This window comes from Streptomyces sp. NPDC002845 (assembly GCF_053591955.1).
Genome location: NZ_JBSFUU010000002.1, coordinates 203,162 through 230,000, shown reverse-complemented (window position 1 = coordinate 230,000; position 26,839 = coordinate 203,162). Strand labels below are relative to the sequence as shown.

Here is a 26,839-nt window from a genome sequence, read left to right as displayed (position 1 = left end):
CCCAGCCGGGCGCCTGCGTGAACCGGGCAAGTACCGCCTCAGGTGGTGACGCCCACCGGGACGTCCGGCCGCACCTCGCCGTCCTCGTCGACGTCCGGCGGGATCGTCGACAGCGCACTGGAGTGGAGGTCCTTGGTACGCAGCATGAGGAAGCCGATGAGTGCGGCGATGAACCCCAAGATCGCGCACAGGGTCATGGCGTCGTGGAAGGCGGTCATGAACGCGTCGCGCCCGGCCGCCAGCACCTGGCCCTGCAGGGCGCCCGCACTCTGGGCGACGGCCTCGACGGCGCCGGCGCTGATGCCGTGGGCGGCCTGCTCCGCGGCACCGTCCCCCATCTGCCTGCCGACCTCGGAGGCGGCGAAGTCGTTGGCCACGCGGTTCTGGAAGAACGCGCCCACGCCCGCGATGCCGACCGCGACACCGACCTGCTGGAAGGTCTCGTTGATGCCGGAGGCGACACCGGACTTGGCCGGCTCGGCGACACCGATGGCCAGCGCCGCGCGGGCCGGGTTGAAGGCGCCCATGCCGAACCCGGCGATGACCAGACTCGGAATGAGCACGGTCCAGGCCGAGTCGGCCTCCGCCAGGTTGAGGAACAGCAGGCCGATGCCCATGACCAGGGTGGAGCCACCCAGCAGTATCCGGAAGGGCACCTTGCCGATCAGGCTGCCGCCGATCGCGCCGGCCACGAACATGGCGCCCGTCAGCGGCAGGAACCGCAGGCCCGCGTCCCAGGCGTCCATGCCCAGCATGTTCTGGAGGTAGCTGGTCTCGAAGAAGACCGACGGCAGGGCCCCGGCGTTGCCCACCATGGCGACGAGGGAGATGCCGACGAAGGTGCGGTTGCGGAAGAACGCCAGGTCGATCATGGCGCGCTCGCCCAGCCGCCGTTCGATGGCCAGGAACACACCCAGGAAGATCGCGCTGGCCAGGTAGAGGGTGATCGTGGTGGCGCTGGTCCAGCCCTCCTCGGGAGCCCTGATGGTGGCGAAGACCAGTGCTGCGAGCGCGATGCTGAAGGTGATGAGACCGGCCCAGTCGGTGGGGTGCGCCCGCCGGTTGAGCGACTCGCGGACCCACAGCGCGCCGATGACGATGGCGATGACACCGACCGGCACGTTGATGTAGAAGATCCAGCGCCAGGACAGCGAACTGGTCAGCGAGCCGCCGATGAGCGGCCCTGTCGCGACGGCGAGACCGACCGCAGCGCCGAAGACGGTGAAGGCGGTCGCCCGCTCCTTGCCGTGGAACTCATGGCTGAGCATCGCCGGACCGACCGCGAACATGATGGCGGCGCCAACGCCCTGGACGGCACGGTAGGCGCTCAGCGCCGTGGCATCGCCGGCCAGGCCGCAGGCCAGAGAGGCAACGGTGAAGATGGCGAAGCCCACCTGGAAGACCCTCTTGCGGCCGAGTCGGTCGGCGAGTGAGCCCGCCGCCACCAGGAAGATCGCGAGCGTGAGGGCGTAGGCGTCGAACACCCACTGCAGGTCGGCGAAGCTGCTGTCCAGGGACTCGTGGATCTGCGGCAGTGCGACGGCCACCACGCTCAGGTCGAGCATCAGCATGAACGTGCCCAACGCGACGATCCCCAGTGTCCACCACCTTGCGGGCGATGGTGCGCGTTCTGCGGTCATGCGGTGACTCTCCTATCAACCGGATTCATCGATGATGGAAAAATAGATGATTGGAAAGCAGGGGTCAACAAGCATCACCGTACGTAGCGAACACCCGGCTATCTACACAGAGGACACGTAACGATTACGCAGAGTCACCAAACTGGTCGCGACGGGACTCCGGGGCTCGGGATCTCGTGGTGGGGACGGCCGCCGACGGCATGGATCGCCTCGGCAGACGGGAACGCGAAAGCGGTGCCCGCGCGAGGCAGTCCGAACGGCGCACCGGAGAAGTAGCGCCGACATGTGCCCCGGCGCCGTGGGGCGACTCTCAGTCGGAGCAGACCGACGCGGGCCAGCGACCCGCCAGCATCCTGCCGAGCATCTTGTGCAGCACCTGGCGCTCGTCCTCCGCGAGCATGCCGAAGAAGGCCGACTCGACCTCTGTGACCACCTTGTCCGCCGCCACCAGCACCTCGCGGCCGGAGTCGGTCAGGATCAGGTTGTAGCGCCGCCGGTCGGCCGGGTTGCGCCTGCGCTCGACGTGCTGGTTCCGCTCCATCTCGTCGATGACGGTCACGACCGTGGTCGGGTCGAGATTGAGCAGTCGGCTCAGGTCCTGCTGGGAGAGCTCGGGTCCGCCGGCCAGGGACGCCAGCACGAAGAAGTAGCGGCTGCGCATGCCGACCGTTTCGAGAGCCTTCTCCACGTCCTCGACCAACAGCAACGCCGCCTTGTGGAGCAGGTACCCGGGACGCTCGGCGATGAAGAAGTCCTGCCGGGGCGACAGACGCGCCCCTTCTCGCTCGGCGTTGCCGCTGTGCGCCATGAGCAGACTCCCTCCAACCGTCCGTGTTTCCACTATCGAAGATACCAACGCTTCCTCGGGTGGAACACGGCCCGTCCACGGTGGTCGCCGCGGGCGGGCGCCCCGGGAGTGCGGAACCGGTGCCGCAGGGCGCGTGCTCGACGGCCGCGTCGAAGACGGGCCTCACCGGCCTCGCCCGCTCCCTCGCCCGGGAGCTGGGCCGCCGCGGCATCACATCCAACGTCGTGGCCCCGGGCTTTATCGACACCGACATGGTCGCGGGCGTCAGCCCCAAGCAGCGCGCCGATTACCTCTCCATGACGGCACTCGGCCGCCCCGGCGCCCCCGAGGAGGTGGCGAACGTGGTGCGGTTTCTCGCCAGTTCGGAGGCGTCGTACCTCACCGGTGCGTTCCTGCCGGTCAGCGGCGGCCTCGGGATGCAGGTGCGCGGCCTCGGGATGGGTGTATGGGTACGCCGGCACCGGGCGACCCGGCCGGTAGCGGGCTGCTCGCCGGGAAGCGGCTGCTGATCACCGGCGTGCTCAGCGACACGTCGATCGCCTTCCATGTGGCGCGGATCGCCCAGCGGGAGGGTGCCCGGGTCGTCTCAGGACGATCGCCGCGCCGAGCACGAGCGGCGAGGACGACTACGCCGACACCACGGCGAACGAGACCGCGATGAGCACGAACGCCGTGGCGCTCACGGCCCGCTGACGGCCACGGTCGGCGAACCTGCCCACCAGGCCTGTACGTCTGGCCGTCCTCGATGGGCTCCAGGGACCAGTAACTTCCGCCAGCACAGGGCTTGTTGGCGGTTGTCGGCGTCCTCATGGCCGACAAGCTCACGATCAGCGGGGTGCACCGTGGCGAACAGCGAGCCATCTACGACGCCCGGCGCGACACAGAGATTCCGGCACACGGCTTGCGCCTCGTGGCGATCCGGCCAGCGGACCTCAATGCGAACAGCCGAGGCCGGTTGACATCCCGGAACCGGGAATCTGACCTCGAAGTGGTCCGGAAGCTCCTCGCACGGGCGAGCGATGAAGACCGCGTGACCGACGACTTCCGGTGTTGGCTGCTCGCCCAGGGATGGGCGTCCGTCACCCCAGCCGACGAACACACCGACATCGAAGCAGTTCGAGGTGACGAGCGGCTGATAGGCGAGGTCAAGGGCAAAAACAAGGAGAAGGGCGGAGCTGTCGACATCGGTTACGGTCAGCTCCTGCGCCGGATGACCAACGAGTCACCGTCAACCCGATACGCGCTGGTGGTGCCCCCCTCACTGGCCTGGCACGCCGAGCGGGTTCCGGCTCACATCCGGCGTCTGCTCCGGATCGACCTGTACGAGGTGGCGGACGACGGCCAAGTGCGCCAGCTCCCGGCGTAGCGGTCCCGTCGTGGGGTCTCGCTGGCCGTCCCCCGACACACGAGAGCCCCGCCGGGCGGCGAGTACCGGCGGGGCTCTTTCGTGACCTCCGGGACTTTACGCGGCGGTAACTGCCAGCCGGAACGGGATCGCAGCCAGAGCGGACCCCTGGAAAACAGGGCTCGGCAGCCCGGTGACGCGGGCGGCGGGGCAGTGGTCGTCAGGGGGCGCGACACCAACGTGCGCCGTGCTGGGCGGTACGGCGGGGGTCGGTTTCGGTCTAGTGTCCGTCGCCGCCCAGTTGGAGAAGGGTCGGTCAACCGTCGATCGCCTGCAGAGGGGTGGCGAGATGTTGCGGCTGGAGCGTGTTCTGGTGAGCGGGGGTGAGTCCGGGCGGTTGTTGGTGTGGTGTGTCTGTCGGTCGTCGTGCCGGTCTTCCAGGAGGAGAACGGAAGTACTGATGTCGAATGCGTGACCTTTGCGGGCGGGCTTCGTTGGATGCGATGACAGGGGCTGGGGTTTTCGGGACGGAGCCGGGCGGGGGTGACGGGGTGGGCGGGCTGCGGGGTGTGGCGGAGCCGTTCGTGGCGTCCGGCCCGACCGGGGTCGCGATCCGCACCCGGATCAAGCAACTGACGTCCGAGGACGAGCAGGTGCTGCGCCTGGTGGGCGCGCATCTGGGCGCGCTGGCCTCGAAGGACCTCAAGGCGCGGTGCGCGGACGGCCTGGAGCACTCCACCGGCACCTGGGCGGCCCGCAAGCGCGCGCTGACGCCCGCCTCGTCGTCGCGCTGGGCCGGAGCGATCACCAAGGCGTCGCACGACCAGTGGGCGCTGGCCCGCCGCTGCCAGTCGGCGCACCTCCAGTCCCTTCAGGCCGGGGTCGCCACGATCACGCACCGGCTGGCGCAGCCGCTCGGGGCGAAGGGATCGAAGAATGCCCCGGGCGGCTACCGCTCACGGCAGGAGTGGCACGCGAAGTCCCGCCGCCTGCATGTCCTGCAGGACCGGCTGGAGCGGGAACGGGCCGACCACCAGGCCGGGACCGTGCACGTGGTGCGCGGCGGCAAGCGTCTGGCCCGCACTCGCCACCACCTCGATGACGCGCAGCTGACCGAGGACCAGTGGCGCGAGCGGTGGCAGGCCGAGCGCTGGTTCCTGCAGGCCGACGGCGAGTCGGGAAAGCGGTACGACAACGAGACCATCCGCATCACCCCCGAGGGCCGCCTGAGCCTCAAGTTCCCCGCCCCGCTGAGGGACCTGGCGAACGCCTCGCACGGCCGGTACGTCCTCACCGGCACCCTCCGCTTCAACCACCGGGACACCGAGTGGGCCGACCGCGTCGAGGCCAACCGGGCCATCGCCTACCGCATCCACTACCACACAGCCCGCCACCGCTGGTACGTGACCGCCGCCTGGCAGCATCCACCGCCCACGACGACGATCCCCCTGGAAGCCGCCCTCGCCCACGGCGTGATCGCCGTCGACACCAACGCCGACCACCTCGCCGCCTGGCGCCTCGACGTGCACGGCAACCCGATCGGCAACCCCAGGCGGTTCTTCTACGACCTGACCGGCACCGCCGATCACCGCGACGCCCAGGTCCGGCACGCCCTGACCCGGCTGCTGCACTGGGCGAATGCCTGCGGCGTCAAAGCCATCGCGGTCGAAGACCTCGACTTCACCGCGGAGAAGACCCGCGAGAAGCACGGCCGCAAGAAGCGGTTCCGGCAGCTGATCTCCGGCATGCCCACCGGCAGGCTGCGGGCCCGGCTGTCCTCGATGGCCGACGCCACCGGCATCACCATCATCGCGGTCGACGCCGCGTACACCTCGAAGTGGGGAGCCCAGCACTGGAAGAAGCCCCTCACCACGAAGTACAGGAAGACCACTCGCCACGACGCGGCCGCCGTGGCGATCGGAAGGCGCGCCCAGGGACACCCGATCCGGCGACGGACGGCACCGCCCCCGCACGACCGGAGTGATCGTGCGGGGCATCGGACCGTCCAGGCCCGACCGGGCACCCCTGGGCGTGAGGGACCCCGCCCCCGCATTCCCGGACCACGGCACGATCCGTCGGCGCCGGACGCGGAGCGAACGCGGGCAACCAGAACGCCCAACACCGTCCGGGGCGTTCGGCTGAGCATGAGTCCTGGCAACAGGACCCACTCCCACTCAGTCCATAGGAACGGTGTCCATGAGGCTGGCCGCCAGCCACTGTTCGACGCCGGCGATGTGAACGGCCGCGGCGGAGGCCCCCAGCAGGGCGTCGCGTGACTGGAGTGCCTGGAGGATCTCCTCGTGATCCTGGTGGGCGTTGTCCAGGGCGCGCTGGGTTCGGCTGCCGCGGACGATGCGGACGCGCTGGGTGCGGGTGGACAGCACCTGGAGGAGCATCGTCAGGACCGGGTTGCCGACGGCTTCGACGATACGCAGGTGGAAGGCGATGTCGTGGGCGACGAACTCCTCGACGGTGGCGGCGGCCCGGCATCGGTCGAGAATGTCGCGGAGTGCCCGGAGGTCGTCGGCCTGCAGCAGGGCGGCGGCGAGTCCGGTCGCCTGGGGTTCGAGCAGTCTGCGTACCTGGAGCAGTTGCAGGGCGGTGTGGCCCTGGGAGACGTCGGCGGCGAAGGAGAGCGTTTCGAGGAGGAGATGGGGCTCCAGACTGGACACATAGGTGCCGTCGCCCTGGCGGGTGACGAGGATCCGCATGGCGGTCAGCGCCCGCACCGCCTCGCGCAGTGAACTGCGGGACAGGCCGAGTTGTCCGGCGAGGACCTCCTCCTTGGGCAGACGTGAGCCGGGCGCGAGTTCACCGGCGACGATCATCGCCTTGATCTTGTCCATCGCCTCGTCGGTCAGTGCCACGACGGGTGCCTCTCTGTGCCGGGGCTCACGGGCGCGTACGGATGCGTACGGATGCGTACGGGGTACCTACGGACGCCTTCGGGTGCGTACGGGTGCCGGCTCCGCCCGGTCTCGCGCCGAGGCCGGGCGGAGCAGCCCGGGAGCCGTCGTCTACTCCTGCTTCTCGCCGGAGGCGAAGCGGGAGATGATCAGGGCGAGGATGATGATCGCGCCGTTGAGGAACTGGTTCCACAGCGCCGGCACACCCGCCAGGGTCATGACGTTGACGACGAGCTGGAGGGTGAGTACGCCGGTGAGGGCGCCGATGACGGAACCCTTGCCGCCGTTGAGGCTGACCCCGCCGATGACGGTGGCGGCGAAGACCTGGAAGATCCAGCCGCTGCCCTGCGTCGCGGAGATGGAGCCGTAGTGTCCGCTGTAGAGGATGCCGGCGAAGGCGGCGAGCAGGCCGGCGAGGATCAGGACGGCCCAGACGATGCGGTCGACGCGGATGCCGGCGGTACGGGCGGCTTCGGCGTTGCCTCCGATCGCGTACAGCGCCCGTCCGTGGCGCAGCCAGGCCAGCGCGCTGCCGCCGAGTGCGAACAGCACCGCGCAGATCCAGATGGCGGCGGGGACGCCGAGCCAGGAGGCCTTGCCCAGGTAGGTGAAGGAGGGCGGCAGGTCGACGATGGACTGGCCCTCGGAGAGGGCGACCTGGAGGCCACGGAGCATGGTCAGGCCGCCGAGGGTGACGATGAACCCGTTCAGCCGCAGCTTCAGTATCAGGAACCCGTTGAGGGCACCGATGGCCACGCCGACCAGCAGGCAGAGCGGGACCGCCATCCATTCCGGGAAGAGTCCCAGGCCGGTGAAGCGTCCGCCGGAAGCGGGCAGCACGAGCCATACGGCGATGACCGGCGCCACGCCGATGGTGGACTCCAGGGACAGGTCCATCCGGCCCACGATGAGGACGAGTGCGGTGGCGAGGACGAGCAGGCTGAGCTCGGTGGACTGCTGGGCCACACCGATGAGGTTGTCGGCGGTGAGGAAGGCCGGCGAGACGATGAACCCGATCAGGCCCAGCACGAGGATGGCCGGGACCAGGGACAGGTCACGGAAGCGGCCGAGAGCGAGTCCGCGCCGGGCGGTGTCCGCGGCGGCCGGCTCCGCCGTCTTCGCCGGCGGCTCGGTGAGATCTGTGGTGGCGGACATGACTACCTTCCGTGCTCTTCGGTGCCGGACGCGGCGGATTCGGCGGATGCTGCGGATTCGGTGAGGGCCTCGGCGACGCCCTCCATGGCGGCGACGACGTGTTCGTCCTGCCAGCCGCGGTCGAACTCGGCGACCACCCGGCCGTGGAACATGACGACGACCCGGTCGCAGACCTTGAGGTCGTCCAGTTCGTCGGAGACGATCAGCGCGGCCTTCCCGCCGTCGGCGACCTGCCGGATCCTGCGGAGCAGGAATTCCTTGGACTTGACGTCCACCCCGTTGGTGGGGCGGATGGCGACCAGGACGTGCGGGTCGGTGGCCAGGGCGCGGGCGACGACGACCTTCTGCTGGTTGCCGCCGGAGAGGGCGGAGACCGGGGTGGCCGCTGCCGGGGTCTTGATGTCGAGGTCCCGGATCATGCGCTGGGCGAAGGCCCTGGTGCGGGCGGGCAGCACCGTGCCGAACGGGCCGAGCTGGTCGGTGACGGTCAGCGTGGCGTTCTCCGCCACGCTGCGGTCGTTGACCAGCCCCTGGAGGTGGCGGTCCTCGGGGACCAGACCGACTCCGGCGGCGAGGGCGGACGGCACGCTGCCGGTGCGTACGCCGCGGCCGTCGACCGAGATACGGCCGCCGTCCGCGCGGTGCAGACCTGCGATGGCCTCTCCCACCCGCACATTGCCACTGGCCGCGGCGCCCGCCAGCCCCACCACCTCGCCGGCGCGGACCGACAGGGACAGATCCCGGCAGCCGCCGGGCAGCGTCAGGCCGTCGACGGTCAGCAGTTCCCCGGAGCCGGTCCACGCGGCCGGGGGCCCGGACGCGGCGGCCGTGCCGGCGGAGGCGGACTCGCCGGTCATGGCTTCCACCAGGGCCTGGTGGCCGAGTTCGGCGACGGGTGCGGTGAGGATGTGGGCGGCGTCGCGGTAGACGGTGACCGTGGTGCAGAGGTCGTAGACCTCCTGCAGGTGGTGGGAGATGAAGAGGAAGGCGACGCCCTGGCGCTGGAGGTCGCGGAGCTTGTCGAAGAGGCGGCCGATGCCGCGGGCGTCGAGTTTGGCGGTCGGCTCGTCGAGGATGATGAAGCGGGCGCCGAAGGACAGGGCTCGCGCGATCTCGACGAACTGCCGCTGTTCGACGGTGAGGTCCCTGGCCCGGACGGTGGGGTCGATGTCCACGCCGTACTCGGCGAGCAGTTCCCCGGCCCTGCTCCGCAGCTCCTTCCAGCGGATGGGCCGTATCGCGCCGGTGCTCTGCCGGTTCAGGAAGAGGTTCTCGGCGACGGTGAGGTCACCGATGATGGTGGACCGCTGGTAGACGCAGGCGACGCGGGAGCGCCAGGCGTCGATGTCGCCGAAGGGGGGCGCGGGTTCACCGGAGAAGCTCAGGGTGCCGGTGTCGGGCTGGCGAAGTCCGGTGAGGACGGAGACGAGCGTGGACTTGCCGGCGCCGTTGCGGCCGACCAGTGCGTGCGACTCGCCGGCGGCGATGGTGATACGGGCGTCGCGCAGCGCGACGGTGGCGCCGAACCGCTTGCTGATACCGGTCGCCTCGGCCACCGGCACCGGGTGTCCGGTGCCGGTCGCCGGGGCGGTCGCGGTGTCCGCCATGGTGGATACCGTCCTTCGTGTACGGATGCTGGGGGCCCGGGGAACGCGGGGTGCTCCTGGTTCTCGGGTGCGTGGGAGGGGTGTAGGGACGGGAGACGCCCGTCCCCCCGCTCGGCTGGGAGAGCCGTCGGTCACTGGCCGACGCTGTTGCCCCACAGGGACTCGTCGTCCACGTTGTCCTTGGTCACCAGCGGCGCGGGCAGCTGGTCCTCCAGGCCGCCCGGGATCTCGATGATGGTGGAGTCGTGGTCGGTCGGGCCCGGCTCGAAGGTCCTGCCCTCGGCGGCGGCCTGCGCGTAGAAGAGGGCGTACTTGGCGTAGAGGTCGGCGGGCTGGGAGACGGTGGCGTCGATCTGGCCCTTGCGGATGGCGTCGAACTCCTGCGGGATGCCGTCGTTGGAGATGATGCTGATGTGGCCCTCCTCACCCGCCGGCTTGAGCAGGCCCTTCTGCTCCAGCAGGGCCAGGGTGGGCTGCAGGAAGACGCCGCCCGCCTGCATGTAGATGCCGTTCAGGTCGGGGTGCTGGGCGAGCAGGCTCTGCAGCTTGGCGGAGGCGACGTCGCCCTTCCACTCGGTGGGCAGCTCGAAGACCTTGATGTCCGGGAACTTCTCCTTCATGCACTCCGCGAAGGCCTCGGAGCGGTCGCGGCCGTTGATGGAGTCCAGGGCGCCCTGGAACTCGGCGACCTTGCCCTTGCCGCCGAGCTGCTCGCCGAGGAACTCGCAGGCCTGGGTGCCGTACGCCCTGTTGTCGGCGCGGACCACCATGTAGACGTCGCCCTTGTCGGGCCTGGTGTCGACGCTGACCACCGGGATCTTCTCGGCTGCCAGGGTGTCGAGGGTCGAGGCGATGGCACCGGTGTCCTGGGGGGCCATGACGACGGCCTTGGCCCCGGTGTTCCGGAAGACCTGGACGTTGGCTACCAGCTTGGTGACGTCGTTCTGCGAGTTGCTGATCGGCAGGGCGTTGATGCCCTCGCTCTTGATGTCCTTTTCGAGGTACTGCGCGTAGGAGTTCCAGAAGTCGGAGTCCGAACGGGGCAGGTCGATGCCGATGGCGGGCTTGCCACCACCCGATGCGACCGAGTCCGTGCTCTCGCGGTTGCAGGCGGTGGCGAGCGCCATCACCGCGAGGACGGCGGTGGCGGCTGCGGCGGTGGAGCGCGTGCGGGTGAGCTTCATGGCTGGGTTCTCTCCTTGGCCAGAGCGGGGGCCGTGGGGCGGCGGTGGGAGGGGGTGGCGTTATTCGGGGGTGCGTATTCGGGGTGCGTATTCGGAGGTGGCATTCAGGGGCGGCATTCAGGGGTGGCGTATTCGCCCGAGAGGCAGGGCGAGACCGCCGACCGGGCAGCGGACGGTTCGGCACGGGGCAGGTGCGGACCGCGCCCGGTGGGGAACGGGATGAGGGGGACAGCAGACGGCCGAGGAAGCGGAGGCCGAACGGCCGCACTGTATGACCTCGGCCATTCCTCCGATGTCTCTCGGACGTCGAGGACGTTACGACGGCGTTGCCGACGTTGACAAGAGTCCACCTCCATCGATTTGTGTGACATTCCGCAGCAGGCGGCCATTCCCTGACAGGGCGCATTGCGACATACCTCACAATTCGGAAACATGGCAGGGCGAGTGGTCCTAGCTCGTCGGCGGGTTCATCGGAGGCCGAGCGATCACGGCACGATCACTGAGGCGTGAAGTGCGCGCTCAAGTCATGGCGTCTGCAGGGGAGTTGGGAGCGAGAACAAAATAGATCCGAGGTATCCGTTGCGTGTTGCTCTGGTTGGCCTCTACAGTCGCGGTGCCGCCATTCATCCGATGACTGGGCGCAAAGCGTTCAAACCCGTCCTTCGCGGTCCCCCACGAACCACCCATGGCAAGGGAGCTCGCCCTGTGAAACTGCTACGCGTCGGCGCCCCCGGCGAGGAGCGGCCCGCTGTCCGTGCCGACGACGGCCGGCTGCTGGACCTGTCCTCCGTGGCCTCCGACATCGACGGGGACTTCCTCGCCTCAGGGGGAGTCGACCGGGCCCGCGCGGCGGTCGAGGCGGGAAACCTGCCCGAACTCGACCCGGACGGACTGCGGGTCGGCGCGCCCGTGGCCCGCCCCGGCAAGGTCATCTGCGTCGGTCTGAACTACCGCGACCACGCCGCCGAGACCGGGGCCGCGATCCCGCCGCGTCCGGTGGTCTTCATGAAGGACCCGGGCACGGTCGTCGGCCCCTATGACGAGGTGCTGATCCCGCGCGGCTCGGTGAAGACCGACTGGGAGGTGGAGCTGGCGGTCGTGATCGGCCACCGGGCCCGCTATCTCGCGGGCCCCGAGGAGGCGGCGTCGGTGATCGCGGGCTACGCGGTCAGCCATGACGTCTCGGAGCGCGAGTTCCAGCTGGAGTACTCCTCGCAGTGGGACCTGGGCAAGTCCTGCGAGACCTTCAACCCGCTCGGTCCATGGCTGGTCACCGCCGACGAGGCCGGCGACCCGCAGGACCTCTCCCTGCACCTGAGCGTCAACGGTGTGAAGCGTCAGCACGGCCATACCCGCGACATGATCTTCCCGGTCCACCACATCGTGGCGTACCTGAGCCAGTACATGGTTCTTCAGCCGGGCGACGTGATCAACACCGGTACGCCCGCGGGCGTGGCCCTCGGCCTTCCCGGCACTCCCTTCCTCCGCCCCGGTGACACCGTCGAACTCGGCATCGACGGGCTCGGGGGCCAGCGCCAGACCTTCGCCCAAGCGTGAAAGGCACCCCCTTGACTGCGACACCAGCCCGGATCACCGCGGTTGACACCTACGACATCCGGTTCCCCACATCGAGGGAGCTGGACGGCTCGGACGCGATGAACCCGGACCCCGACTACTCGGCCGCCTATGTGGTGCTGCGCACCGACTCCGGCGACGGGCTCGAAGGCCACGGCTTCACCTTCACCATCGGACGCGGCAACGACGTCCAGGTCGCCGCGATCGACGCGCTGCGCCCCCACATCCTGGGCCGTTCCGTCGACGAACTGTGCGCCGACCCCGGCTCGCTCAGCCGGGACCTGATCGGGGACAGCCAACTGCGCTGGCTCGGCCCCGAGAAGGGCGTGATGCACATGGCGATCGGCGCCGTGGTCAACGCCGTGTGGGACCTGGCCGCCAAGCGGGAGGGCAAGCCGCTGTGGCAGCTGCTCGCACACGCCACCCCCGAGTGGCTGGTCTCACAGGTCGACTTCCGCTACATCGCCGACGTACTGACGCCCGAGGACGCGCTCGCCCTGCTGAGGGCGGGACGTACGGGGCTGGCGGAACGCGAGGCATCCCTGCTGGAGCGCGGATACCCCGGTTACACCACCTCGCCGGGCTGGCTCGGCTACTCCGACGACAAGCTGAGCCGGCTGGCCAAGCAGGCCGTCGCCGACGGCTTCACTCAGATCAAGCTCAAGGTAGGGGCCGATCTGGCGGACGACATCCGGCGGCTGCGCACCGCACGCGCCGCAGTCGGCAACGGCATCCGGATCGCCATCGACGCCAACCAGCGGTGGAACGTCGACGAGGCGATCGAGTGGACCAACGCGCTCGCCGAGTTCGCCCCGTACTGGATCGAGGAACCCACCAGCCCCGACGACGTCCTCGGCCACGCCGCGGTACGCGGGGCCGTCGCCCCCGTCAAGGTCGCCACCGGCGAACACGTACAGAACCGGATCGTCTTCAAGCAGCTACTCCAGGCCGACGCGATCGACGTGCTGCAGATCGACGCGGCCCGGGTCGGCGGCGTCAACGAGAACCTGGCGATCCTGCTGCTCGCCGCCAAGTTCGGCGTCCCGGTCTGCCCGCACGCGGGCGGAGTGGGCCTGTGCGAACTCGTCCAGCACCTGTCGATGTTCGACTACCTCGCCCTGTCCGGCACCACCGAGAACCGGGTCATCGAGTACGTCGACCACCTGCACGACCACTTCACCGCGCCCGTGGTGATGCGCGACGGCCACTACACCGCGCCGCTCACCCCCGGGTTCTCCGCCACCATGCGGGAGGAGTCCATCGCCGCCTACCGTTACCCGGACGGCACGTTCTGGGCCGCCGATCTCGCGGCACGCACTCAGGAAGGCAGGGCGGCATGACCGGCATGTCAGGGCTCAGGGCCGTCGTCACCGGCGGCGCGTCCGGCATCGGGCTCGCCACGGCCCGCGCACTGGCCGCACAGGGCGCGGCGGTGGCCGTGCTCGACCTCGACCCCGGTGGCGTGCCGCAGCCGCTGCTCGGCCTGAAGGCCGATGTCGGCGACGACACCTCGGTACGGGCCGGTGTGGACGCCGCGGCCACGGAACTGGGCGGCCTCGACATCCTCGTCAACAACGCGGGCATCGGCGCCGCGGGCACCGTCGAGGACAACCCCGACGAGCAGTGGCACCGCGTCCTGGACGTCAATGTCCTCGGGATCGTCCGCACCACCCGCGCCGCCCTGCCGTATCTGCGCCGCTCGTCGAACGCCGCCGTCGTCAACACCTGCTCCATCGCGGCCACCGCCGGGCTTCCGCAGCGCGCCCTGTACTCGGCCAGCAAGGGCGCCGTGCTCTCGCTGACCCTGGCCATGGCCGCGGACCACGTCCGCGAGGGCATCCGCGTCAACTGCGTCAACCCCGGCACCGCCGACACCCCCTGGGTCGGCCGGCTGCTGGACGCCGCCGACGACCCCGAGGCCGAACGCGCCGCCCTCAACGCCCGCCAGCCCATGGGCCGGCTGGTCACCGCCGACGAGGTCGCGGCCGCCATCGCCTACCTCGCGAGCCCCGCCGCCGCATCCGTCACCGGCACCGCCCTCGCCGTCGACGGCGGCATGCAGGGACTGCGACTGCGCCCGGCGGCCCGCCCGTGACGGCCACGGCCATGCGACGTACGACACTGGGCGGCAGCGCCGTCGAGGTCACGCAGCTGGCCTTCGGCTGCGCGGGCCTCGGCAACCTCTACCACCCGGTCACCGACGAGGCCGCCCTCGCCACCGTGGAGGCGGCCTGGGACGCCGGTATCCGCACCTTCGACACCGCGCCCCACTACGGACTCGGGCTCGCCGAACGCCGCCTCGGTGCCGCACTGCACGGCCGCCCCCGCGACGCCTACACCGTCTCCACGAAGGTGGGCCGGCTGCTCGTGCCGAACCCGGACGACCGCCCCGGCGACGACACCGCCCACGGCTTCGCCGTCCCCGCCACCCACCGAAGGGTCTGGGACTTCACCGCCGACGGAGTGCTGCGCTCCCTGGAGGCCAGCCTGGACCGCCTCGGCCTCGACCGCGTCGACATCGCCCTGCTGCACGACCCGGACGACCACGCCGAGCAGGCCCTGACCGAGGCGTACCCGGCCCTGGAACGACTGCGCGGCGAAGGCGTGGTCGGCGCCATCGGCGTCGGGATAAACCAGTGCGCCCTGCCCGCCCGCTTCCTGCGCGAGACCGACATCGACGTGGTCCTCCTGGCCGGCCGCTACACCCTCCTGGAGCAGGAAGGACTCGCCGAGCTGCTGCCCGAGGCCGCCGCCCGCGGCAGGAGCGTCGTCATCGGCGGCGTCTTCAACTCCGGCCTGCTCACCGATCCCCGGCCCGGAGCCACGTACGACTACGCCCCCGCGCCGCAGCCGGTGCTCGACCGTGCCCTGCGGCTCAAGGCCGTCACCGAGCGTCACGGTGTCCCATTGCGCGCCGCCGCCCTGCGCTTCCCGTTCGGCCACCCCGCGGTCGCGAGCGTCCTGACCGGCGCGCGTTCCGCCGAGGAGGTGCGCGACACCGTGGAGCAGCTGCGGCGCCCCGTCCCGGACGCCCTCTGGGCCGAGCTGCGTGGCCAGGGCCTGCTGGCCCCGGGTGTCCCCGCCCCCGTATCCACGCCCGTATCCACGCCTCTGTCCGTCCCCGTATCCACGCCCGTCGAGGAAACCCCGTCGTCGAAGGAGCCGTCGTGAGGGTCGCCCTGCACACCAAGGTCCGTGCCGACCACGTCGAGGAGTACGAGGCGGCACACCGCGAGGTCCCCGAGGAGCTGACCGCCGCCATCCGGGCCGCCGGGGTGAGCCGGTGGACGATCTGGCGCAGCGGCACCGATCTCTTCCACCTGCTGGAGGTGGAGGACTACCCGGCGATGATCGCCGAGTTGGAGAGACTCCCGGTCAACATCGCCTGGCAGGCCCGGATGGCCGGACTCCTCGACGTCACCCACGACTATTCGGCGGAGGGCGCAGACGCCTCCCTGCCCGTGGTGTGGGAACTGTGACCACCGGGACGAGCACCGGGATGAGCACCGGCCCGGAGATCGGGACGGCCGCCGGCCCGGGGATCGTCGACGCTCACCACCACGTGTGGGACCTGTCCGTCCGCGACCAGGACTGGATCACCGGAGCCGAACTCGCCCCGCTGCGCCGCGACTTCTCCCTGAGCGACCTGGAGCCGGAGGCACGCGCCGCCGGGGTCACCGCGACCGTGCTGGTGCAGACGATCACTGTGCCGGAGGAGACCCCGGAGTTCCTGGCCCTGGCGGCGGGCAGCGAACTGGTCGCCGGAGTCGTCGGCTGGACCGATCTGACCTCTCCCGATGTCGCCGACGCCCTCGCCGCGCTGCGCGAAGGCCCCGGCGGCGCACACCTGGTGGGCATCCGCCACCAGGTGCAGGGCGAACCCGACCCCCGCTGGCTGCTGCGCCCGGAGGTACTGCGGGGACTGACCGCGGTCGCCGACTCCGGACTCGCCTACGACCTGCTGGTCAAACCCCACCAGCTCCCCGCGGCCATCGAGGCCGCTCGGCGTCTGCCGGGCCTCACCTTCGTACTGGACCACCTGGCCAAGCCGCCCGTCGCCGCCGGTGAACTCCGGCCGTGGGCAGGGGAGATACGGCGACTGGCGGCCCTGCCCAACACGGTGTGCAAGCTCTCCGGCCTGGTCACGGAGGCCGACTGGGACTCCTGGACCGTCGCGCACCTCACGCCGTACGCCGATACCGTGCTGGACGCCTTCGGCCCCGAGCGGCTGATGTTCGGTTCCGACTGGCCCGTCTGCCGACTCGCCGCCGACTACGCCGAAGTCGTCGACGCGGCCCGCTCGCTGACGGCGGGCCTGTCTCCCGCCGAGCGGCGGGAGGTCTTCAGTGGCACCGCCGTCCGCACCTACGGCCTGACGACGCCTCAGGCAGACCCCACATCCGTTGGCGTGCGCTCGCTGGAGTGACATCGGATGTATTAACGGGCAACAACGCAGGACTTGTCCGGGGCTCGACTGAAACCACGAGATGAATGGTGACATCTCGCCCAAATATCAGGAACAAGCCACCGAAACGCGAGAGGGAATCAGCCGACAGATCGGATGAATGAAGCGACGCAGGGTTGACGAAGATTCGCTTCAGCCCTACGGTCTGCCGACGGAGCCGCACACAGTCCAACCATCAAGCAGCCTCTTCGAATGAGGAGCAGAATCGCGACCGACACGGTGCGCCTCTGCCCGGGACGCTGTGATCCCTGATGCCCCGACGTGCCGTCACGTTTGTGCCGGCCGCCTCCCTGAGCGTGTTCACGCTGCTCGTCCACGCGTCCACCACCCACGGCGCCCGCCTCATCCAGCGGCCCTGCGGCGCCGGCGCCAACCAGTGGTTCCAGCGGAGTGCCGTCCGACTCGTCGTCACCGCAATCAACGCCAGCAACTGACAGGAGAGTGTCATGTCCGCATCCAGAATGACTCGCCGTACGTTTCTCGGCGCGGCGGGTGCTGCGACCGCCGCGACCGCCCTGCCGGTCGTCCCCGGCTTCTCCGGCTTTCTCCCGGAGGCGGCCGCCGCGGACACCCAGACCAACCTGAGCAAGATGGTCGATATGCGGTTCGGCATGTTCAATCACTTCAGCCTGGGCACGTTCACGAACCAGGAGTGGGCGGCACCGAACCAGAGCCCCACCCTCTTCGCTCCCCCGAGCGTCGACTGCGCGCAGTGGGCCGACGCAGCGGTCGCCGCGAAGATGAGTTACGGCATCCTGACGACCAAGCACCATGACGGCTTCGCCCTGTGGCCCAGCGCCCATGGCACCCAGAACGTCGCGAACAGCTCCTACAGGCAGGACGTCGTGCAGGCGTACTGCGATGCTTTCCGGTCGAGGGGACTGAAGGTCGGGTTCTACTACTCGATCTGGGACCGCACCTTCGGCGTCGAGGCGTGGGAAGACCGGCACAACGTGACCGGGCTCGAAATCACCGATGCCATCCAGCCCAGCGACATGACCTTCATCCTCAACCAGATCACCGAGTTGCTGACCAATTACGGCACCATAGACATGTTCATGACCGACGGTTACGCATGGCAGATGGGGCAGCAGGCCATCTCCTATCAGAGGATCCGTAACCTGGTGAAGGAGCTGCAGCCGGACTGCGTCATGATCGACATCGGCGGACTGGCGGAGCCCTTCCTCAGCGACGCGATCTTCTTCGAGGAGCCGCTGGGCATCACGGCGCCGGCGGGCAACACCTACGCCGGAATGCAGGGGCAGACCATCAGCAACGGCTGGTTCTGGCACCCCTCCACCCCGACCGAGAGCCTCATGAGCAGAAGCGCGATCCTGTCGCACCTGGCCGACCTGGAACCGAAGTACACCTCGTTCATCCTCAACTGCCCGCCCAACCGCAACGGCCTGCTGGACACCAACGTCGTGAACCGGCTGGCCGAGGTCGGCGCGGCATGGAGCCCCGACACCTCCCGACCGCCGCTTCCCGCCCAGCTGCTGCGCGCCGAGCACCCCGTCACACCGGTCAACGCGTACGCGACCGACTTCCACACCGGAGAGGGCCCGCTCCACGCCATCGACGGACTCAGCGACGTCCGCTACGAGACCTGCTGGTCGACCTGGAGCCTGTCGCTGCCGCAGTCCATCACCATCGACCTGGGCGGCGTGTGGAGCAACGTCACCACCCTGGAGTACCTGCCCAAGCAGTGGAACCGCACCAACTCCACCGCCGGCGACATCACCTCGTACACGATCCTGACCAGCACCGACGGGGTCAACTTCACCCAGGTCGCCACCGGCACCTGGGCCGGCAACGGCAAGACCAAGCTGGTGGAGTGGCCCGCCCGGAACGCGGGCTTCGTACGGATCCAGGTCAACGCGGCCACCGGCGGCTACGCCAACATCGGCGGCGTCAGGATCGGCGGCCGGACGGCCAAGCCGGCGCTGGTGTCCACCACGCTGCCCGGTGACGGCACGGTCTACCAGTTGGTCGCCCGGCACAGCGGCCAGGTCGTCGACGTGGCGGGCGCGCGCACCGCCAACGGCACCAACGTCCATCAGTGGCCGTGGCTCAACCAGGCGAACCAGAGGTGGACCTTCACCAGCACCGGCGACGGCTACTACAAGATCAAGGGTGTGGGCAGCGGCAAGCTCCTGGAGGTCGCGGGTCTCTCCCGCACGGACGGCGGCAACGTCGGCATCTGGGCGGACGCCAGTGCCCCCCAGCAGCACTGGGCCGTGACGCCCACCGGTGACGGCCACTACTTCCTCATCAACCGCTACAGCGGGCTGTCCCTCGGTGTCGAGGAGGGCAGCACCACCGACGGAACCAACATCGAGCAGCAGCCGTACGCGTCACAGACGCGGCAGCAGTGGCAGATCATCCCCTCCTGACCCTGCCAGGCCGGCGGGGCTGACACCGGAGCGGCGCAGACGGCGTCCACCGCGTCGAGGCAGGCGCTCAACGAGCGTCCGGCGCCGGGGGCGCGGCCCAGCAAGGCGTTCGGCGGCGGCGCGCTGCGCGGGGGCGCGGTCGGCCAGGGCCTGGCGGGCGGTGGCCAGGCCCGCCCGCCCGGTCGGCGGGCAGGTTCACCGCGGCGGCGGTGTCGGCGAGTTCGGTGGCCGCCTCGGCCTCCCGCCGGGACGCCTCGGCCCGTGCCCGGTGCGCGGCCGTCGCGGCCGGCACGGGCCCGGTGCGCGGCAGCGAGCGCGTGTGCGCGGGGCGCGGGGCGGCGTCGTCGGAGACGGCGGCCGGCTCGGCGTCCAGGGTGCTGCGGCGCCGGGCCACGGCGGCGCGCTCGGCGTCGACCCGGGCCATGTCGCCTGCCAGGCCGTCGAGTTCGGCGCGCAGGGCCGGCGATCCGGGCCCGGCGCGCCTCCTCGCGGGCACCCTCACCGACGTACACGGCCGCCGGTTTCGACCAGCTGCCGGTCAGCGCGCTGTCGTGCAGCGCCACCGCCTGCAGGGCGCCGCGCCGCCCCAGCGCCGCGTGCACCTCTCCTCGGGCCGCAGATACACCGCGAACCGCACCGGCCGCACCGGTCGGTGCGGTCGGTGCGGCCGGTGCGGCCGGTGCGGCCGGTGCGGCCGGTGCGGCCGGCAACACCAGTTCCCGATCAGTCAGCGCCTCAGCCGGCGGCTCGCCGCTGGAACTGCTGGTTGGTTCCGGAGCCGCAGGGCCACTGGATGAGACGGGCGCCGTTGGTGGTGGACGCGTTGGCGACGTCCAGGCACTTGCCGCTGTGCCGGGCCTGGAGGCGGTGGTAGCCGTTGCCCTGATCCTGGAACAGCCACTGCTGGTTGGTGCCGGTGGTGCAGCGGTACTGCATGACGGAGGCGCCGTCGGCGGTGGAGTTGTTGGCCACGTCCAGGCACTTGCCGCTGTGCTGGGCGAGGACGCGGACGTAGCCGTCGCCCGCGTCCTGCAGCCGCCACTGCTGGTTGAGGCCGCTGTTGCAGGAGTACTGCAGGACGACGGCGCTGTCGTCGGCGGAGTTGCCGGAGACGTCGACGCACTTGGAGCTGTGCCGGGCCAGGAGGTTGTAGTACGGGCCGCCGCCCGCGCCGGTGACGGTCCCGGCCTCGGTGTCGATGGCGAGCTCCGGGTACCACGGCATGTTCATGGTGCGGGTGGTGGGGAAGGTCAGCGGAAGCCAGACGTACTGGGAGTCGTTGACGGTGCCGCCGATGGAGTTGCCCCAGCGGTCGCCCATGTAGAGGTACGAGGTGCCCGAGGTGCCCTGGACGGGCAGGACGAAGGCGGTCTGGGAGCCGTAGGCGGTCGCGTCGCCGATGTCCTCCATCGTGGTCCAGGGGCCGGAGATGCTGGTGGCGGTGGCGTACTGCTGCTGGTTGGGACTCCAGCCGCTGTTGCCGGAGGTCAGCATGAAGTAGACGCCGTTCCGCTTGAACAGGGCCGGCGCCTCACGGAAGTCGCCCGCCCAGGGGTTGGCGACCAGGCCGTCGTAGGCGGTGTAGTCCGCGGTGAGCCGGTAGATGTGCAGGTCGGCGTTGCCGTTGGTGGAGGCGATCTGGTAGGCCGTGCCGTCGTCGTCCTTGAACAGCGTCATGTCCCGTGACGTGGTGCCGCTCGACGGCCGGAAGCTGCCCTGCCAGGTGTAGTCGCCGTCGATCGTGTCGGAGACGGCGACCGCGGCGCGGGCCTGGCTGTAGTCGCTGCCGTTCTCCTTGTGCATCCACATGACGTACTTGTCGGTGGCGCTGTTGTAGATGACCTTCGGGCGTTCGATCTTGGCGGCGGCCAGTTCGGGATCGCTCGCCCGGGTCAGGACGTCGTTGCGGAACTCCCAGGTCTTCAGATCGGTCGAACGGTATGCGGAGACCGCTCGGAACGTGTTGTCGGGATTACGGTTCTCACCGAACCAGTAGTAGTACGCGCCGACCTTGATCACCCCGCCCCCGTGGGCGTGCACCACGGAGCCGGAGGTGTCGGTGAACTGCGTCCCGTTGGTGACGGTGACCGAAGCGGCGTGCGCGGGTGAGTCGATGACCAGCAGCGTGGCCGCGCCCATGAGGGCGGCCAGGAGGAATCTGAGGGCACGTCGGAGCATGGGTGTCCTTCGCGAGGAGAGAGCGAGGAGAGAGGGGGAGAGAGGCGGGGCGGGTCGTGAGGCCGGAACCGTCTTCGTGCGCGCCCGGCGCACACCAACCGGCTCAGGTTCCGCTGAATGAACGAACTGTCTACGATGCCGTGGGTTTTTGTTGAACTGTGTGCGGCTCTGTCGCAGGACCGTAAGGGGGAAGCGGGCGCGCGTCAACGGGTCCGGCAAGACGCGCGCCATGAGACAGCTTCACTACATACATCGGATGACCGGCGTCGGCTGATGCGGCTACCGCGAAGGCAGCTCGCGGTTTTCCCTTTTTCTGCGTCAACCCCTAGACAGATTCCACAAATCTGCCCCTTAATACATCCGATGTCACTACGACGAGGGGCACCTCGTGCGGCTCTCTCCCTCGCCGTCGCAACTCCCTGCCTGTGCAGTCCCCCGAGTTGAGCCGCAGCGCCCGTAGGGCCGTGTCTGCGGACAGACAGGAGACCCCACCGATGTCCGAACCGATATCGCGCCGGAGAGCACTCGTCGGCCTGGCGGCCATGACGGTCGCCGCGGTGGTGACGCCCGCCCTGGCGACACCCGCTCATGCCGCCACGCAGCCGCTGCCGATTCCCCCGCTGCGGATTCCCAGGGTGGACATGGGCGTTGAGCAGCAGCCCGACGACAAGATCCAGTGGCTGCGCGACGCGAAGCTCGGCATGTTCATCCACTGGGGCGTCTACTCCGGCCCGGCCAGGGGCGAGTGGTACATGGAGAACGCCGCCATCACGCCGGAGAACTACCGGAAGTACGTCACCGACGCCACGAGCGAGCAGTTCACCGCGAGCGCCTACAACCCCGCCGACTGGGCGCAGCTGGCCAAGGACATGGGCGCGAGGTACACCGTGCTCACGGCCCGCCACCACGACGGTTTCGCGCTGTGGCCGAGCACCACCCACTCCAACACCTGGCACTCCGGACAGGCGCCGCTGCAACGGGACTTCATCAGCGAGTACGTCACGGCCGTACGGGACGCCGGGCTCCGCGTCGGCATCTACTACTCCCCCATGAGCTGGCGCTACCCCGGCTACTACGACGTCACGGGCACCAACTGCCTGCCCAACAAGTGGGGTTACGTCACCGATCCCGCGCACAAGGAGAACGCGCGGATCATGAAGAACGAGGTGTACCAGCAGGTACGGGAACTGGTCACCCAGTACGGCAAGATCGACGACCTGTGGTGGGACGGCGGCTGGCTCGGCCAGCGGGGCTCCGACGCGGACGCCGCGTTCTTCTGGGAACCCGGCATGTTCCGCGAGGCTTCCAACGAATGGCCGGTGGACGCCGCCTACAGCGAGACCGACACCGCCACCGGCCGGCCACTGGGCCTGACCGGCCTGGTGCGCAAGCACCAGCCCGACATCGTCACCACCCTGCGGTCCGGCTGGATCGGCGACTTCACCAGCGAGGAGGGCGGCTCCGTTCCCAGCGGAGGTATCCGCACCGGGCGCGTGGCGGAGAAGTGCTTCACCATCGGCGGCGCCTGGGGCTACCGGGCCGGCGCGAGCGTGATGAGCTTCGGCAACGCCATGAACCTGCTGGTCAACGCCTGGGTGCGGGACATCACCTGCCTGGTCAACGTCGGCCCGGACCGCACGGGTGCGGTACCCACCGCCCAGGCGGACCTGGTACGCCGCATCGGCTCCTTCATGGCCACCTGCGGCGATGCCGTCTACGGCACCCGCGGCGGGCCGTGGAACCCGGTGGACGGCCGGTACGGCTTCACCCACAAGGACAACACCCTCTACGTCCACCTGCTGCCGGGCTACAGCGGCACGGCCTTCACCACCCCCTCGACCGGCGACGCGCAGGTCACCCGCGTCTACGACGTCGCGTCGGGCACCGACCTGCCGTACACCGTCGACGCCGACCGCAAGGTGACCATCACCGGCATCAACCGCACCCGCATCCCCGAGGACAGCGTGGTCGCGGTCGTACTCGACCGCTCCGTACAGCCCGTCGACATCGCCGCCGGCAGGACGACCGCCGCCAGCAGCCAGGAGACCTCCAAGGGCAACACCGCGGCGAAGGCCGTCGACGGCTCCACGGCCACCCGCTGGTGCGCGAACAACGGCAACACCGGCCACTGGCTGAAGGTGGACCTGGGCTCCACGCGGTCCCTCACGGGCGCCCGTATCGCCTGGGAGTTCGACGCCCGGAACTACCACTACCGCGTCGAGGGCTCCATCGACAACAGCAACTGGACCACCCTCGCCGACCTCACCGCCACCACCAGCACCAGCACCAGCCAGGTGCAGACCGCCACGTTCACGGCCCAGGCCAGATACGTGCGCGTAACGGTCACCGGACTCCCTTCCAGGACGTGGGCATCCATCCGCAGCCTTGAGGTCTACGACCGGCCCTTCAGCACCAGCCTGTCCATCCCCGCCTGACGGAGACGACGTACGGGGCCGCAAGCCCACTGCCGAGGCCGCTGACCCTGGAGTCGGCGGAGCCGGTGGGTGCGCGGCCCTCCGCCGCGTCGGACGAGCAGCTCGTCGCGATGCACGGCTATCGCTCCCGGTGCGACGCCTCGCGGCCGCGCAGGCCCGGAGCCCCGCCGGGCTCCCCCGGCCCGGCCGGGCTCCAGCCCCCTGGCACCGACAGCGGCCCACCCCTCCCCGGGACACCACACACCGCAGCCCACTCCCGACCAGTCACCGAACCCGGAACGCGGCCCAACCCGCTCGCCAATCCGCACCCGCCGCCGAGCCACCCGCCCATGCCGGAGCCGTTCGTCCATGCCAGGGCCGCCCGACCGGGTTCAGACCGCCCCGGCGAAACCCCCACCGAAAGCGAGCAGCACCGCCGACCGCTCGGCCGGGAGGCCCACCCGTAGGACGCGGCCCTGTCCGTCCCACTCGTACGTCGGCCGCGGGCCGGCCGCGAACAGCACATGCGGCCCGTCGCCTCCGGCCACCCAGGGCAGTGGGACAGTAGCCGTTTCCGGTGCGCCGTCACGGCGCCACAGGGCCAGCAGGGTCGTACCGCTCTCGGCGGTCAGCGCCAACGCGATCCAGCCGTCGCGCCAGCCGGGAAGGCCCAGCGGCCAGCGGGGCAGGGCGCCCGGCAGCAGGGGACGGTATGTCTTGTACGTGTCCACCGCCCGGCGCACCAGGGCCGCCTGATCCTCAGTCAGCAGGTCGGGGCGTCCGCTGAGGTGGACGCGGCCCAGCATCGCCGAGACCATCACCATGCCGAGCTCGGCCTCGCAGGGGCGCCGCGCCCCGCCAGCGAGAAGGAGGACACCGATATGGCTCTGACGGAGGAGGACCTCGACAGGATCGCCCGCCGGGTGTGGGGGCACATGGCGGACTCCCCCCTCGAAGGCGGGGACGCCAAGACCAGCATGGAGCAGCGGTCGTGGGGCATGGCCGCCCGGCTGGCCCGCGTCGAGAGGATCGCAAAGCAGCTGCTCGCGCGAGGTGCCGCGCGTGACGCGGTCCTTGCCCGCCTCGCCGAGGGGGCGGGCTGACCCTGCCGGAGATCGAGGCCGCAGCCGAGGCCGGCGCACAGGCCGCCCTCGACCGGCTCGCCACCGCACTCACGCAGGAGTCCTGACCCATGTCCAGCTTCGACCTGCCCTCGACCGAGACCGTCGTGAAGACGGCGAAGACCTACGCGCGGGACCTGACCGAGCGCGTCCTGTCCACGTTCCTGCAGGCGTTCATTGCCGGGATCGTCGTCACGACCCCGCTCGACGGCAGCATGTGGCATGCCGCCGCGGTCGGTGGAGGCGGCGCCGTCCTCGCCCTGGCGAAGGGCCTGGTAGCGCGTTGGAGGGATGTCACCAACAGCACGTCCCTCGCCAGAGGCGTGTGAGTGGTTCCATGGATCTGCTCGAATTGCTCGGAATAGCAGCCGGGTCCCTCCTCATGATCGGTGCCCTGGCTCGCGGGGGGTGGGCGGTTCTTCGCCGCCTCGTCTTCATCGGGGAGGCTGTGAAGGAGCTGGCGCCGAACGGCGGCGAGTCGATGAAGGATCAGGTGTCCAGCACGGCCCGGGACATGGGGGAGATGAAGGAGGCCGTTACCGAGCTGACGCGCCGCTTCGACGAGCATCTCGCTGAACACGCCCGTACGACGTCGTGAACCACCACGCCCCCTGCACGGCCTGATGGTCGTGCAGGGGGCTCTTCGTCGTGTCCGGGCGCCGACAAGCGTGCCGAGCGGGCCGGAGACGGGCGTATGGCCGTCCTGCTATCGGAGGGCGGGCATGTCGCCACTTCGCCAGTCGTTCACGCGCTTGCGAATGCTGGCGACCATGGGTAGCGCGTCCACTTCTTCGGGCTCGAACCACGCCACATCCGTGGACTCCTCAGACACCGCCAGGTGGCCAGCCACGGGACGCGCCAGGAAGCAGACGGAGAATTCCTGACGGACCTCTCCGTCGTCGTAGGCGAATACGTGCCGAGGGTTGGTATACGTGCCGACGATGCCCGTGACCTCGACCTCGTAGCCGGTCTCCTCGCGCGTCTCACGTACGGCGCAGTCCGGCAGCGACTCGCCGAGCTGCATCGCACCGCCGGGTAGGGCCCACATCCCGTTGTCGGCGCGCCGCTGGAGCAGGATGCGCCCGGCGTCGTCGACCACGACGGCAGAGGCCGCCGCGACCAGACTGTTCGCGGGCGGGGCAGCCGGGTCGTCTTCGTAGTCACGCCGTGCCATCGGTGATGTCCTCCCATACTGGGCTGCCCTGGCGCCACAGCTCTTCGACGTGCGACGCAAAGCGGTCGAACATGCCATCGTCCTGGTGTCGATGCAGGTGCAGCGTTGGGGCGTCATGCCCGACGCTGTGCGTCAGCAGAGGCGTAACGATCATGTCATCGTCGAAGCGGAACACGGAAAGGTACGCGTGGCCACTGCTGTACCGTGCATTGATGCCCGGCTGGCTCCTGATCTTCTCCAGCTCGGCGAGCGTCACCCGGATCCGCGTGGACAGAGTGAGCGCAACGCCCTCGTCCCGCTCCCGCGACCGCGTCAGGTCGCTGTCGGGGTTGCCGAGCAGGAAGCGCACCCGGCATCCCTGTGCCGCTTTGCGTCGAAGTGCCGTACCGAACCGGGCCTGCTCTAGCCATAGGAAGTAGTTCGTGTAACCAGCGAACGTCAGCTCTCGCTCAGCTTTGGTGATCAATGATCGCCACAGGGAGGCCGGGCAGCCGGAGCGGTACGGGTAGACGGAGACGACCTCACGGTCCGGCCCAGCCTTGATCGCTTTCTTCACGACTGCCGGCCACAACACCGCCTCGTCCTCCCCGAGAGCCTCGCAGACGGCCCAGCGGTGACGAGCATGCGGAACACGTCCGGCTTGCGTGATCCACCGGCCGACCGTCTTGGTATCGACGCCACACTTCTCGGCCAACTGTCTGTCACTCATATGCGCCTGGGCCATGGCCCGGCTCAGCGCTTCGTTCACTGACACCCCCGTGGGACGTTAGGCACGTTTCAAACGGTAGCCCTCTTCCGTGTCTAACGGCCCCAAGACGCAGTAGGAACGCACCTCTTGACTCGCAAGGGTGGACGCAAGACCCCGGCGGTGCGC

The 26,839-nt window shown here is 69.8% G+C and carries 24 protein-coding genes and 2 pseudogenes; 15 read left to right on the top strand and 11 right to left on the bottom strand.

The genetic code is table 11. The annotated features are described in order from the left end of the window. Nucleotides 1-38 precede the first annotated feature (38 nt). Complete coding sequence (locus ACWD3C_RS02280; protein WP_451139128.1) at nt 39-1,640, bottom strand: MFS transporter; 1,602 nt, start codon at nt 1,638-1,640, stop codon at nt 39-41. 310 nt (nt 1,641-1,950) lie between these two features. Then, nucleotides 1,951-2,448, bottom strand: a complete 498-nt coding sequence (locus tag ACWD3C_RS02275) for a MarR family winged helix-turn-helix transcriptional regulator (RefSeq protein WP_451139126.1) — start codon at nt 2,446-2,448, stop codon at nt 1,951-1,953. A gap of 128 nt (nt 2,449-2,576) precedes the next feature. On the opposite strand from ACWD3C_RS02275, the pseudogene ACWD3C_RS02270 reads away from it, so the two are divergent. From ACWD3C_RS02270 to ACWD3C_RS02260, 3 genes and pseudogenes are all read left to right on the top strand, one after another. Next, a pseudogene (locus ACWD3C_RS02270) lies at nt 2,577-2,867 on the top strand (SDR family oxidoreductase); the annotation flags it as partial. A 611-nt stretch (nt 2,868-3,478) separates the two neighbouring features. After that, nucleotides 3,479-3,814, top strand: a complete 336-nt coding sequence (locus ACWD3C_RS02265; RefSeq protein WP_451139124.1) for a hypothetical protein — start codon at nt 3,479-3,481, stop codon at nt 3,812-3,814. A gap of 530 nt (nt 3,815-4,344) precedes the next feature. Beyond that, a pseudogene (locus ACWD3C_RS02260) lies at nt 4,345-5,978 on the top strand (IS200/IS605 family accessory protein TnpB-related protein). Here the strand turns inward: ACWD3C_RS02260 and ACWD3C_RS02255 are convergent. From ACWD3C_RS02255 to ACWD3C_RS02240, 4 genes are all read right to left on the bottom strand, one after another. Then, nucleotides 5,968-6,660: a FadR/GntR family transcriptional regulator gene (locus ACWD3C_RS02255; protein WP_451139123.1), complete on the bottom strand. Its 693-nt coding sequence runs from the start codon at nt 6,658-6,660 to the stop codon at nt 5,968-5,970. The pseudogene ACWD3C_RS02260 and the gene ACWD3C_RS02255 overlap by 11 nt on opposite strands. Before the next feature lie 150 nt (nt 6,661-6,810). Next, nucleotides 6,811-7,854, bottom strand: coding sequence for an ABC transporter permease (locus tag ACWD3C_RS02250; protein ID WP_451139122.1), 1,044 nt, complete (start codon nt 7,852-7,854; stop codon nt 6,811-6,813). 2 nt (nt 7,855-7,856) lie between these two features. Next, nucleotides 7,857-9,461, bottom strand: coding sequence for a sugar ABC transporter ATP-binding protein (locus ACWD3C_RS02245; protein WP_451139121.1), 1,605 nt, complete (start codon nt 9,459-9,461; stop codon nt 7,857-7,859). Nucleotides 9,462-9,592: 131 nt separating this feature from the next. Continuing rightward, nucleotides 9,593-10,645: a sugar ABC transporter substrate-binding protein gene (locus ACWD3C_RS02240; RefSeq protein ID WP_451139119.1), complete on the bottom strand. Its 1,053-nt coding sequence runs from the start codon at nt 10,643-10,645 to the stop codon at nt 9,593-9,595. Between the two features lie 705 nt (nt 10,646-11,350). On the opposite strand from ACWD3C_RS02240, the gene ACWD3C_RS02235 reads away from it, so the two are divergent. The 8 genes from ACWD3C_RS02235 (at nt 11,351) to ACWD3C_RS02200 (ending at nt 19,078) form a co-directional block, all read left to right on the top strand. Then, nucleotides 11,351-12,202: a fumarylacetoacetate hydrolase family protein gene (locus tag ACWD3C_RS02235; RefSeq protein ID WP_451139117.1), complete on the top strand. Its 852-nt coding sequence runs from the start codon at nt 11,351-11,353 to the stop codon at nt 12,200-12,202. Nucleotides 12,203-12,213: 11 nt separating this feature from the next. Beyond that, complete coding sequence (locus tag ACWD3C_RS02230; protein ID WP_451139115.1) at nt 12,214-13,560, top strand: L-fuconate dehydratase; 1,347 nt, start codon at nt 12,214-12,216, stop codon at nt 13,558-13,560. Continuing rightward, nucleotides 13,557-14,315, top strand: a complete 759-nt coding sequence (locus tag ACWD3C_RS02225) for an SDR family NAD(P)-dependent oxidoreductase (RefSeq protein ID WP_451139113.1) — start codon at nt 13,557-13,559, stop codon at nt 14,313-14,315. The genes ACWD3C_RS02230 and ACWD3C_RS02225 overlap by 4 nt, the downstream gene beginning before the upstream one ends. An 11-nt stretch (nt 14,316-14,326) precedes the next feature. Beyond that, nucleotides 14,327-15,391: an aldo/keto reductase gene (locus tag ACWD3C_RS02220; RefSeq protein WP_451139111.1), complete on the top strand. Its 1,065-nt coding sequence runs from the start codon at nt 14,327-14,329 to the stop codon at nt 15,389-15,391. Beyond that, entirely contained in the window at nt 15,388-15,699 is a 312-nt protein-coding gene (locus ACWD3C_RS02215) for an L-rhamnose mutarotase (protein ID WP_451139109.1), read from the top strand. Before ACWD3C_RS02220 ends, ACWD3C_RS02215 begins: the two co-directional genes overlap by 4 nt. A gap of 20 nt (nt 15,700-15,719) precedes the next feature. Beyond that, nucleotides 15,720-16,646 (top strand): amidohydrolase family protein, encoded by a 927-nt coding sequence (locus ACWD3C_RS02210; RefSeq protein WP_451139107.1) that lies wholly within the window; start codon nt 15,720-15,722, stop codon nt 16,644-16,646. Between the two features lie 290 nt (nt 16,647-16,936). Then, nucleotides 16,937-17,119, top strand: coding sequence for a hypothetical protein (locus ACWD3C_RS02205; protein ID WP_451139105.1), 183 nt, complete (start codon nt 16,937-16,939; stop codon nt 17,117-17,119). A gap of 12 nt (nt 17,120-17,131) precedes the next feature. Beyond that, nucleotides 17,132-19,078, top strand: a complete 1,947-nt coding sequence (locus ACWD3C_RS02200; RefSeq protein ID WP_451139103.1) for an RICIN domain-containing protein — start codon at nt 17,132-17,134, stop codon at nt 19,076-19,078. Between the two features lie 67 nt (nt 19,079-19,145). On the opposite strand, the gene ACWD3C_RS02195 is transcribed toward ACWD3C_RS02200, so the two are convergent. Both ACWD3C_RS02195 and ACWD3C_RS02190 read right to left on the bottom strand, forming a co-directional pair. Then, nucleotides 19,146-19,574 carry a hypothetical protein gene (locus ACWD3C_RS02195; RefSeq protein ID WP_451139101.1) on the bottom strand — a complete coding sequence of 143 codons (429 nt, stop codon included), beginning with the start codon at nt 19,572-19,574 and terminating at the stop codon, nt 19,146-19,148. A gap of 239 nt (nt 19,575-19,813) precedes the next feature. Continuing rightward, nucleotides 19,814-21,256, bottom strand: a complete 1,443-nt coding sequence (locus ACWD3C_RS02190) for an RICIN domain-containing protein (protein WP_451139099.1) — start codon at nt 21,254-21,256, stop codon at nt 19,814-19,816. 494 nt (nt 21,257-21,750) lie between these two features. Here ACWD3C_RS02190 and ACWD3C_RS02185 point away from each other — a divergent pair, with 494 nt between their 5' ends. Next, nucleotides 21,751-23,691, top strand: coding sequence for an alpha-L-fucosidase (locus ACWD3C_RS02185; RefSeq protein ID WP_451139097.1), 1,941 nt, complete (start codon nt 21,751-21,753; stop codon nt 23,689-23,691). Between the two features lie 371 nt (nt 23,692-24,062). On the opposite strand, the gene ACWD3C_RS02180 is transcribed toward ACWD3C_RS02185, so the two are convergent. Further along, nucleotides 24,063-24,476: a hypothetical protein gene (locus ACWD3C_RS02180; RefSeq protein ID WP_451139095.1), complete on the bottom strand. Its 414-nt coding sequence runs from the start codon at nt 24,474-24,476 to the stop codon at nt 24,063-24,065. 75 nt (nt 24,477-24,551) lie between these two features. On the opposite strand from ACWD3C_RS02180, the gene ACWD3C_RS02175 reads away from it, so the two are divergent. The 3 genes from ACWD3C_RS02175 to ACWD3C_RS02165 all read left to right on the top strand — a co-directional run bounded on the left by ACWD3C_RS02175 (nt 24,552) and on the right by ACWD3C_RS02165 (nt 25,389). Next, complete coding sequence (locus ACWD3C_RS02175) at nt 24,552-24,773, top strand: hypothetical protein (RefSeq protein ID WP_451139093.1); 222 nt, start codon at nt 24,552-24,554, stop codon at nt 24,771-24,773. A gap of 89 nt (nt 24,774-24,862) precedes the next feature. Then, complete coding sequence (locus ACWD3C_RS02170; protein ID WP_451139091.1) at nt 24,863-25,120, top strand: hypothetical protein; 258 nt, start codon at nt 24,863-24,865, stop codon at nt 25,118-25,120. Nucleotides 25,121-25,128: 8 nt separating this feature from the next. Beyond that, complete coding sequence (locus ACWD3C_RS02165) at nt 25,129-25,389, top strand: hypothetical protein (RefSeq protein ID WP_451139089.1); 261 nt, start codon at nt 25,129-25,131, stop codon at nt 25,387-25,389. Between the two features lie 108 nt (nt 25,390-25,497). Here ACWD3C_RS02165 and ACWD3C_RS02160 read toward each other — a convergent pair whose 3' ends face one another. Both ACWD3C_RS02160 and ACWD3C_RS02155 read right to left on the bottom strand, forming a co-directional pair. Continuing rightward, nucleotides 25,498-25,965 carry an NUDIX hydrolase gene (locus ACWD3C_RS02160; RefSeq protein WP_451139087.1) on the bottom strand — a complete coding sequence of 156 codons (468 nt, stop codon included), beginning with the start codon at nt 25,963-25,965 and terminating at the stop codon, nt 25,498-25,500. Next, complete coding sequence (locus ACWD3C_RS02155; protein ID WP_451139085.1) at nt 25,952-26,713, bottom strand: DUF5919 domain-containing protein; 762 nt, start codon at nt 26,711-26,713, stop codon at nt 25,952-25,954. Before ACWD3C_RS02155 ends, ACWD3C_RS02160 begins: the two co-directional genes overlap by 14 nt. Between the last annotated feature and the right edge of the window lie 126 nt (nt 26,714-26,839).

What these genes read in the sequence shown, in the direction of transcription:
- ACWD3C_RS02280 (WP_451139128.1), bottom strand. Translation starts at nt 1,640, where the DNA reads ATGACCGCAGAACGCGCACCATCGCCCGCAAGGTGGTGGACACTGGGG.
- ACWD3C_RS02275 (WP_451139126.1), bottom strand. Translation starts at nt 2,448, where the DNA reads ATGGCGCACAGCGGCAACGCCGAGCGAGAAGGGGCGCGTCTGTCGCCC.
- ACWD3C_RS02250 (WP_451139122.1), bottom strand. Translation starts at nt 7,854, where the DNA reads ATGTCCGCCACCACAGATCTCACCGAGCCGCCGGCGAAGACGGCGGAG.
- ACWD3C_RS02245 (WP_451139121.1), bottom strand. Translation starts at nt 9,461, where the DNA reads ATGGCGGACACCGCGACCGCCCCGGCGACCGGCACCGGACACCCGGTG.
- ACWD3C_RS02240 (WP_451139119.1), bottom strand. Translation starts at nt 10,645, where the DNA reads ATGAAGCTCACCCGCACGCGCTCCACCGCCGCAGCCGCCACCGCCGTC.
- ACWD3C_RS02225 (WP_451139113.1), top strand. Translation starts at nt 13,557, where the DNA reads ATGACCGGCATGTCAGGGCTCAGGGCCGTCGTCACCGGCGGCGCGTCC.
- ACWD3C_RS02220 (WP_451139111.1), top strand. Translation starts at nt 14,327, where the DNA reads ATGCGACGTACGACACTGGGCGGCAGCGCCGTCGAGGTCACGCAGCTG.
- ACWD3C_RS02210 (WP_451139107.1), top strand. Translation starts at nt 15,720, where the DNA reads ATGAGCACCGGCCCGGAGATCGGGACGGCCGCCGGCCCGGGGATCGTC.
- ACWD3C_RS02205 (WP_451139105.1), top strand. Translation starts at nt 16,937, where the DNA reads ATGCCCCGACGTGCCGTCACGTTTGTGCCGGCCGCCTCCCTGAGCGTG.
- ACWD3C_RS02200 (WP_451139103.1), top strand. Translation starts at nt 17,132, where the DNA reads ATGTCCGCATCCAGAATGACTCGCCGTACGTTTCTCGGCGCGGCGGGT.
- ACWD3C_RS02190 (WP_451139099.1), bottom strand. Translation starts at nt 21,256, where the DNA reads ATGCTCCGACGTGCCCTCAGATTCCTCCTGGCCGCCCTCATGGGCGCG.
- ACWD3C_RS02185 (WP_451139097.1), top strand. Translation starts at nt 21,751, where the DNA reads ATGTCCGAACCGATATCGCGCCGGAGAGCACTCGTCGGCCTGGCGGCC.
- ACWD3C_RS02180 (WP_451139095.1), bottom strand. Translation starts at nt 24,476, where the DNA reads ATGCTGGGCCGCGTCCACCTCAGCGGACGCCCCGACCTGCTGACTGAG.
- ACWD3C_RS02175 (WP_451139093.1), top strand. Translation starts at nt 24,552, where the DNA reads ATGGCTCTGACGGAGGAGGACCTCGACAGGATCGCCCGCCGGGTGTGG.
- ACWD3C_RS02170 (WP_451139091.1), top strand. Translation starts at nt 24,863, where the DNA reads ATGTCCAGCTTCGACCTGCCCTCGACCGAGACCGTCGTGAAGACGGCG.
- ACWD3C_RS02165 (WP_451139089.1), top strand. Translation starts at nt 25,129, where the DNA reads ATGGATCTGCTCGAATTGCTCGGAATAGCAGCCGGGTCCCTCCTCATG.
- ACWD3C_RS02160 (WP_451139087.1), bottom strand. Translation starts at nt 25,965, where the DNA reads ATGGCACGGCGTGACTACGAAGACGACCCGGCTGCCCCGCCCGCGAAC.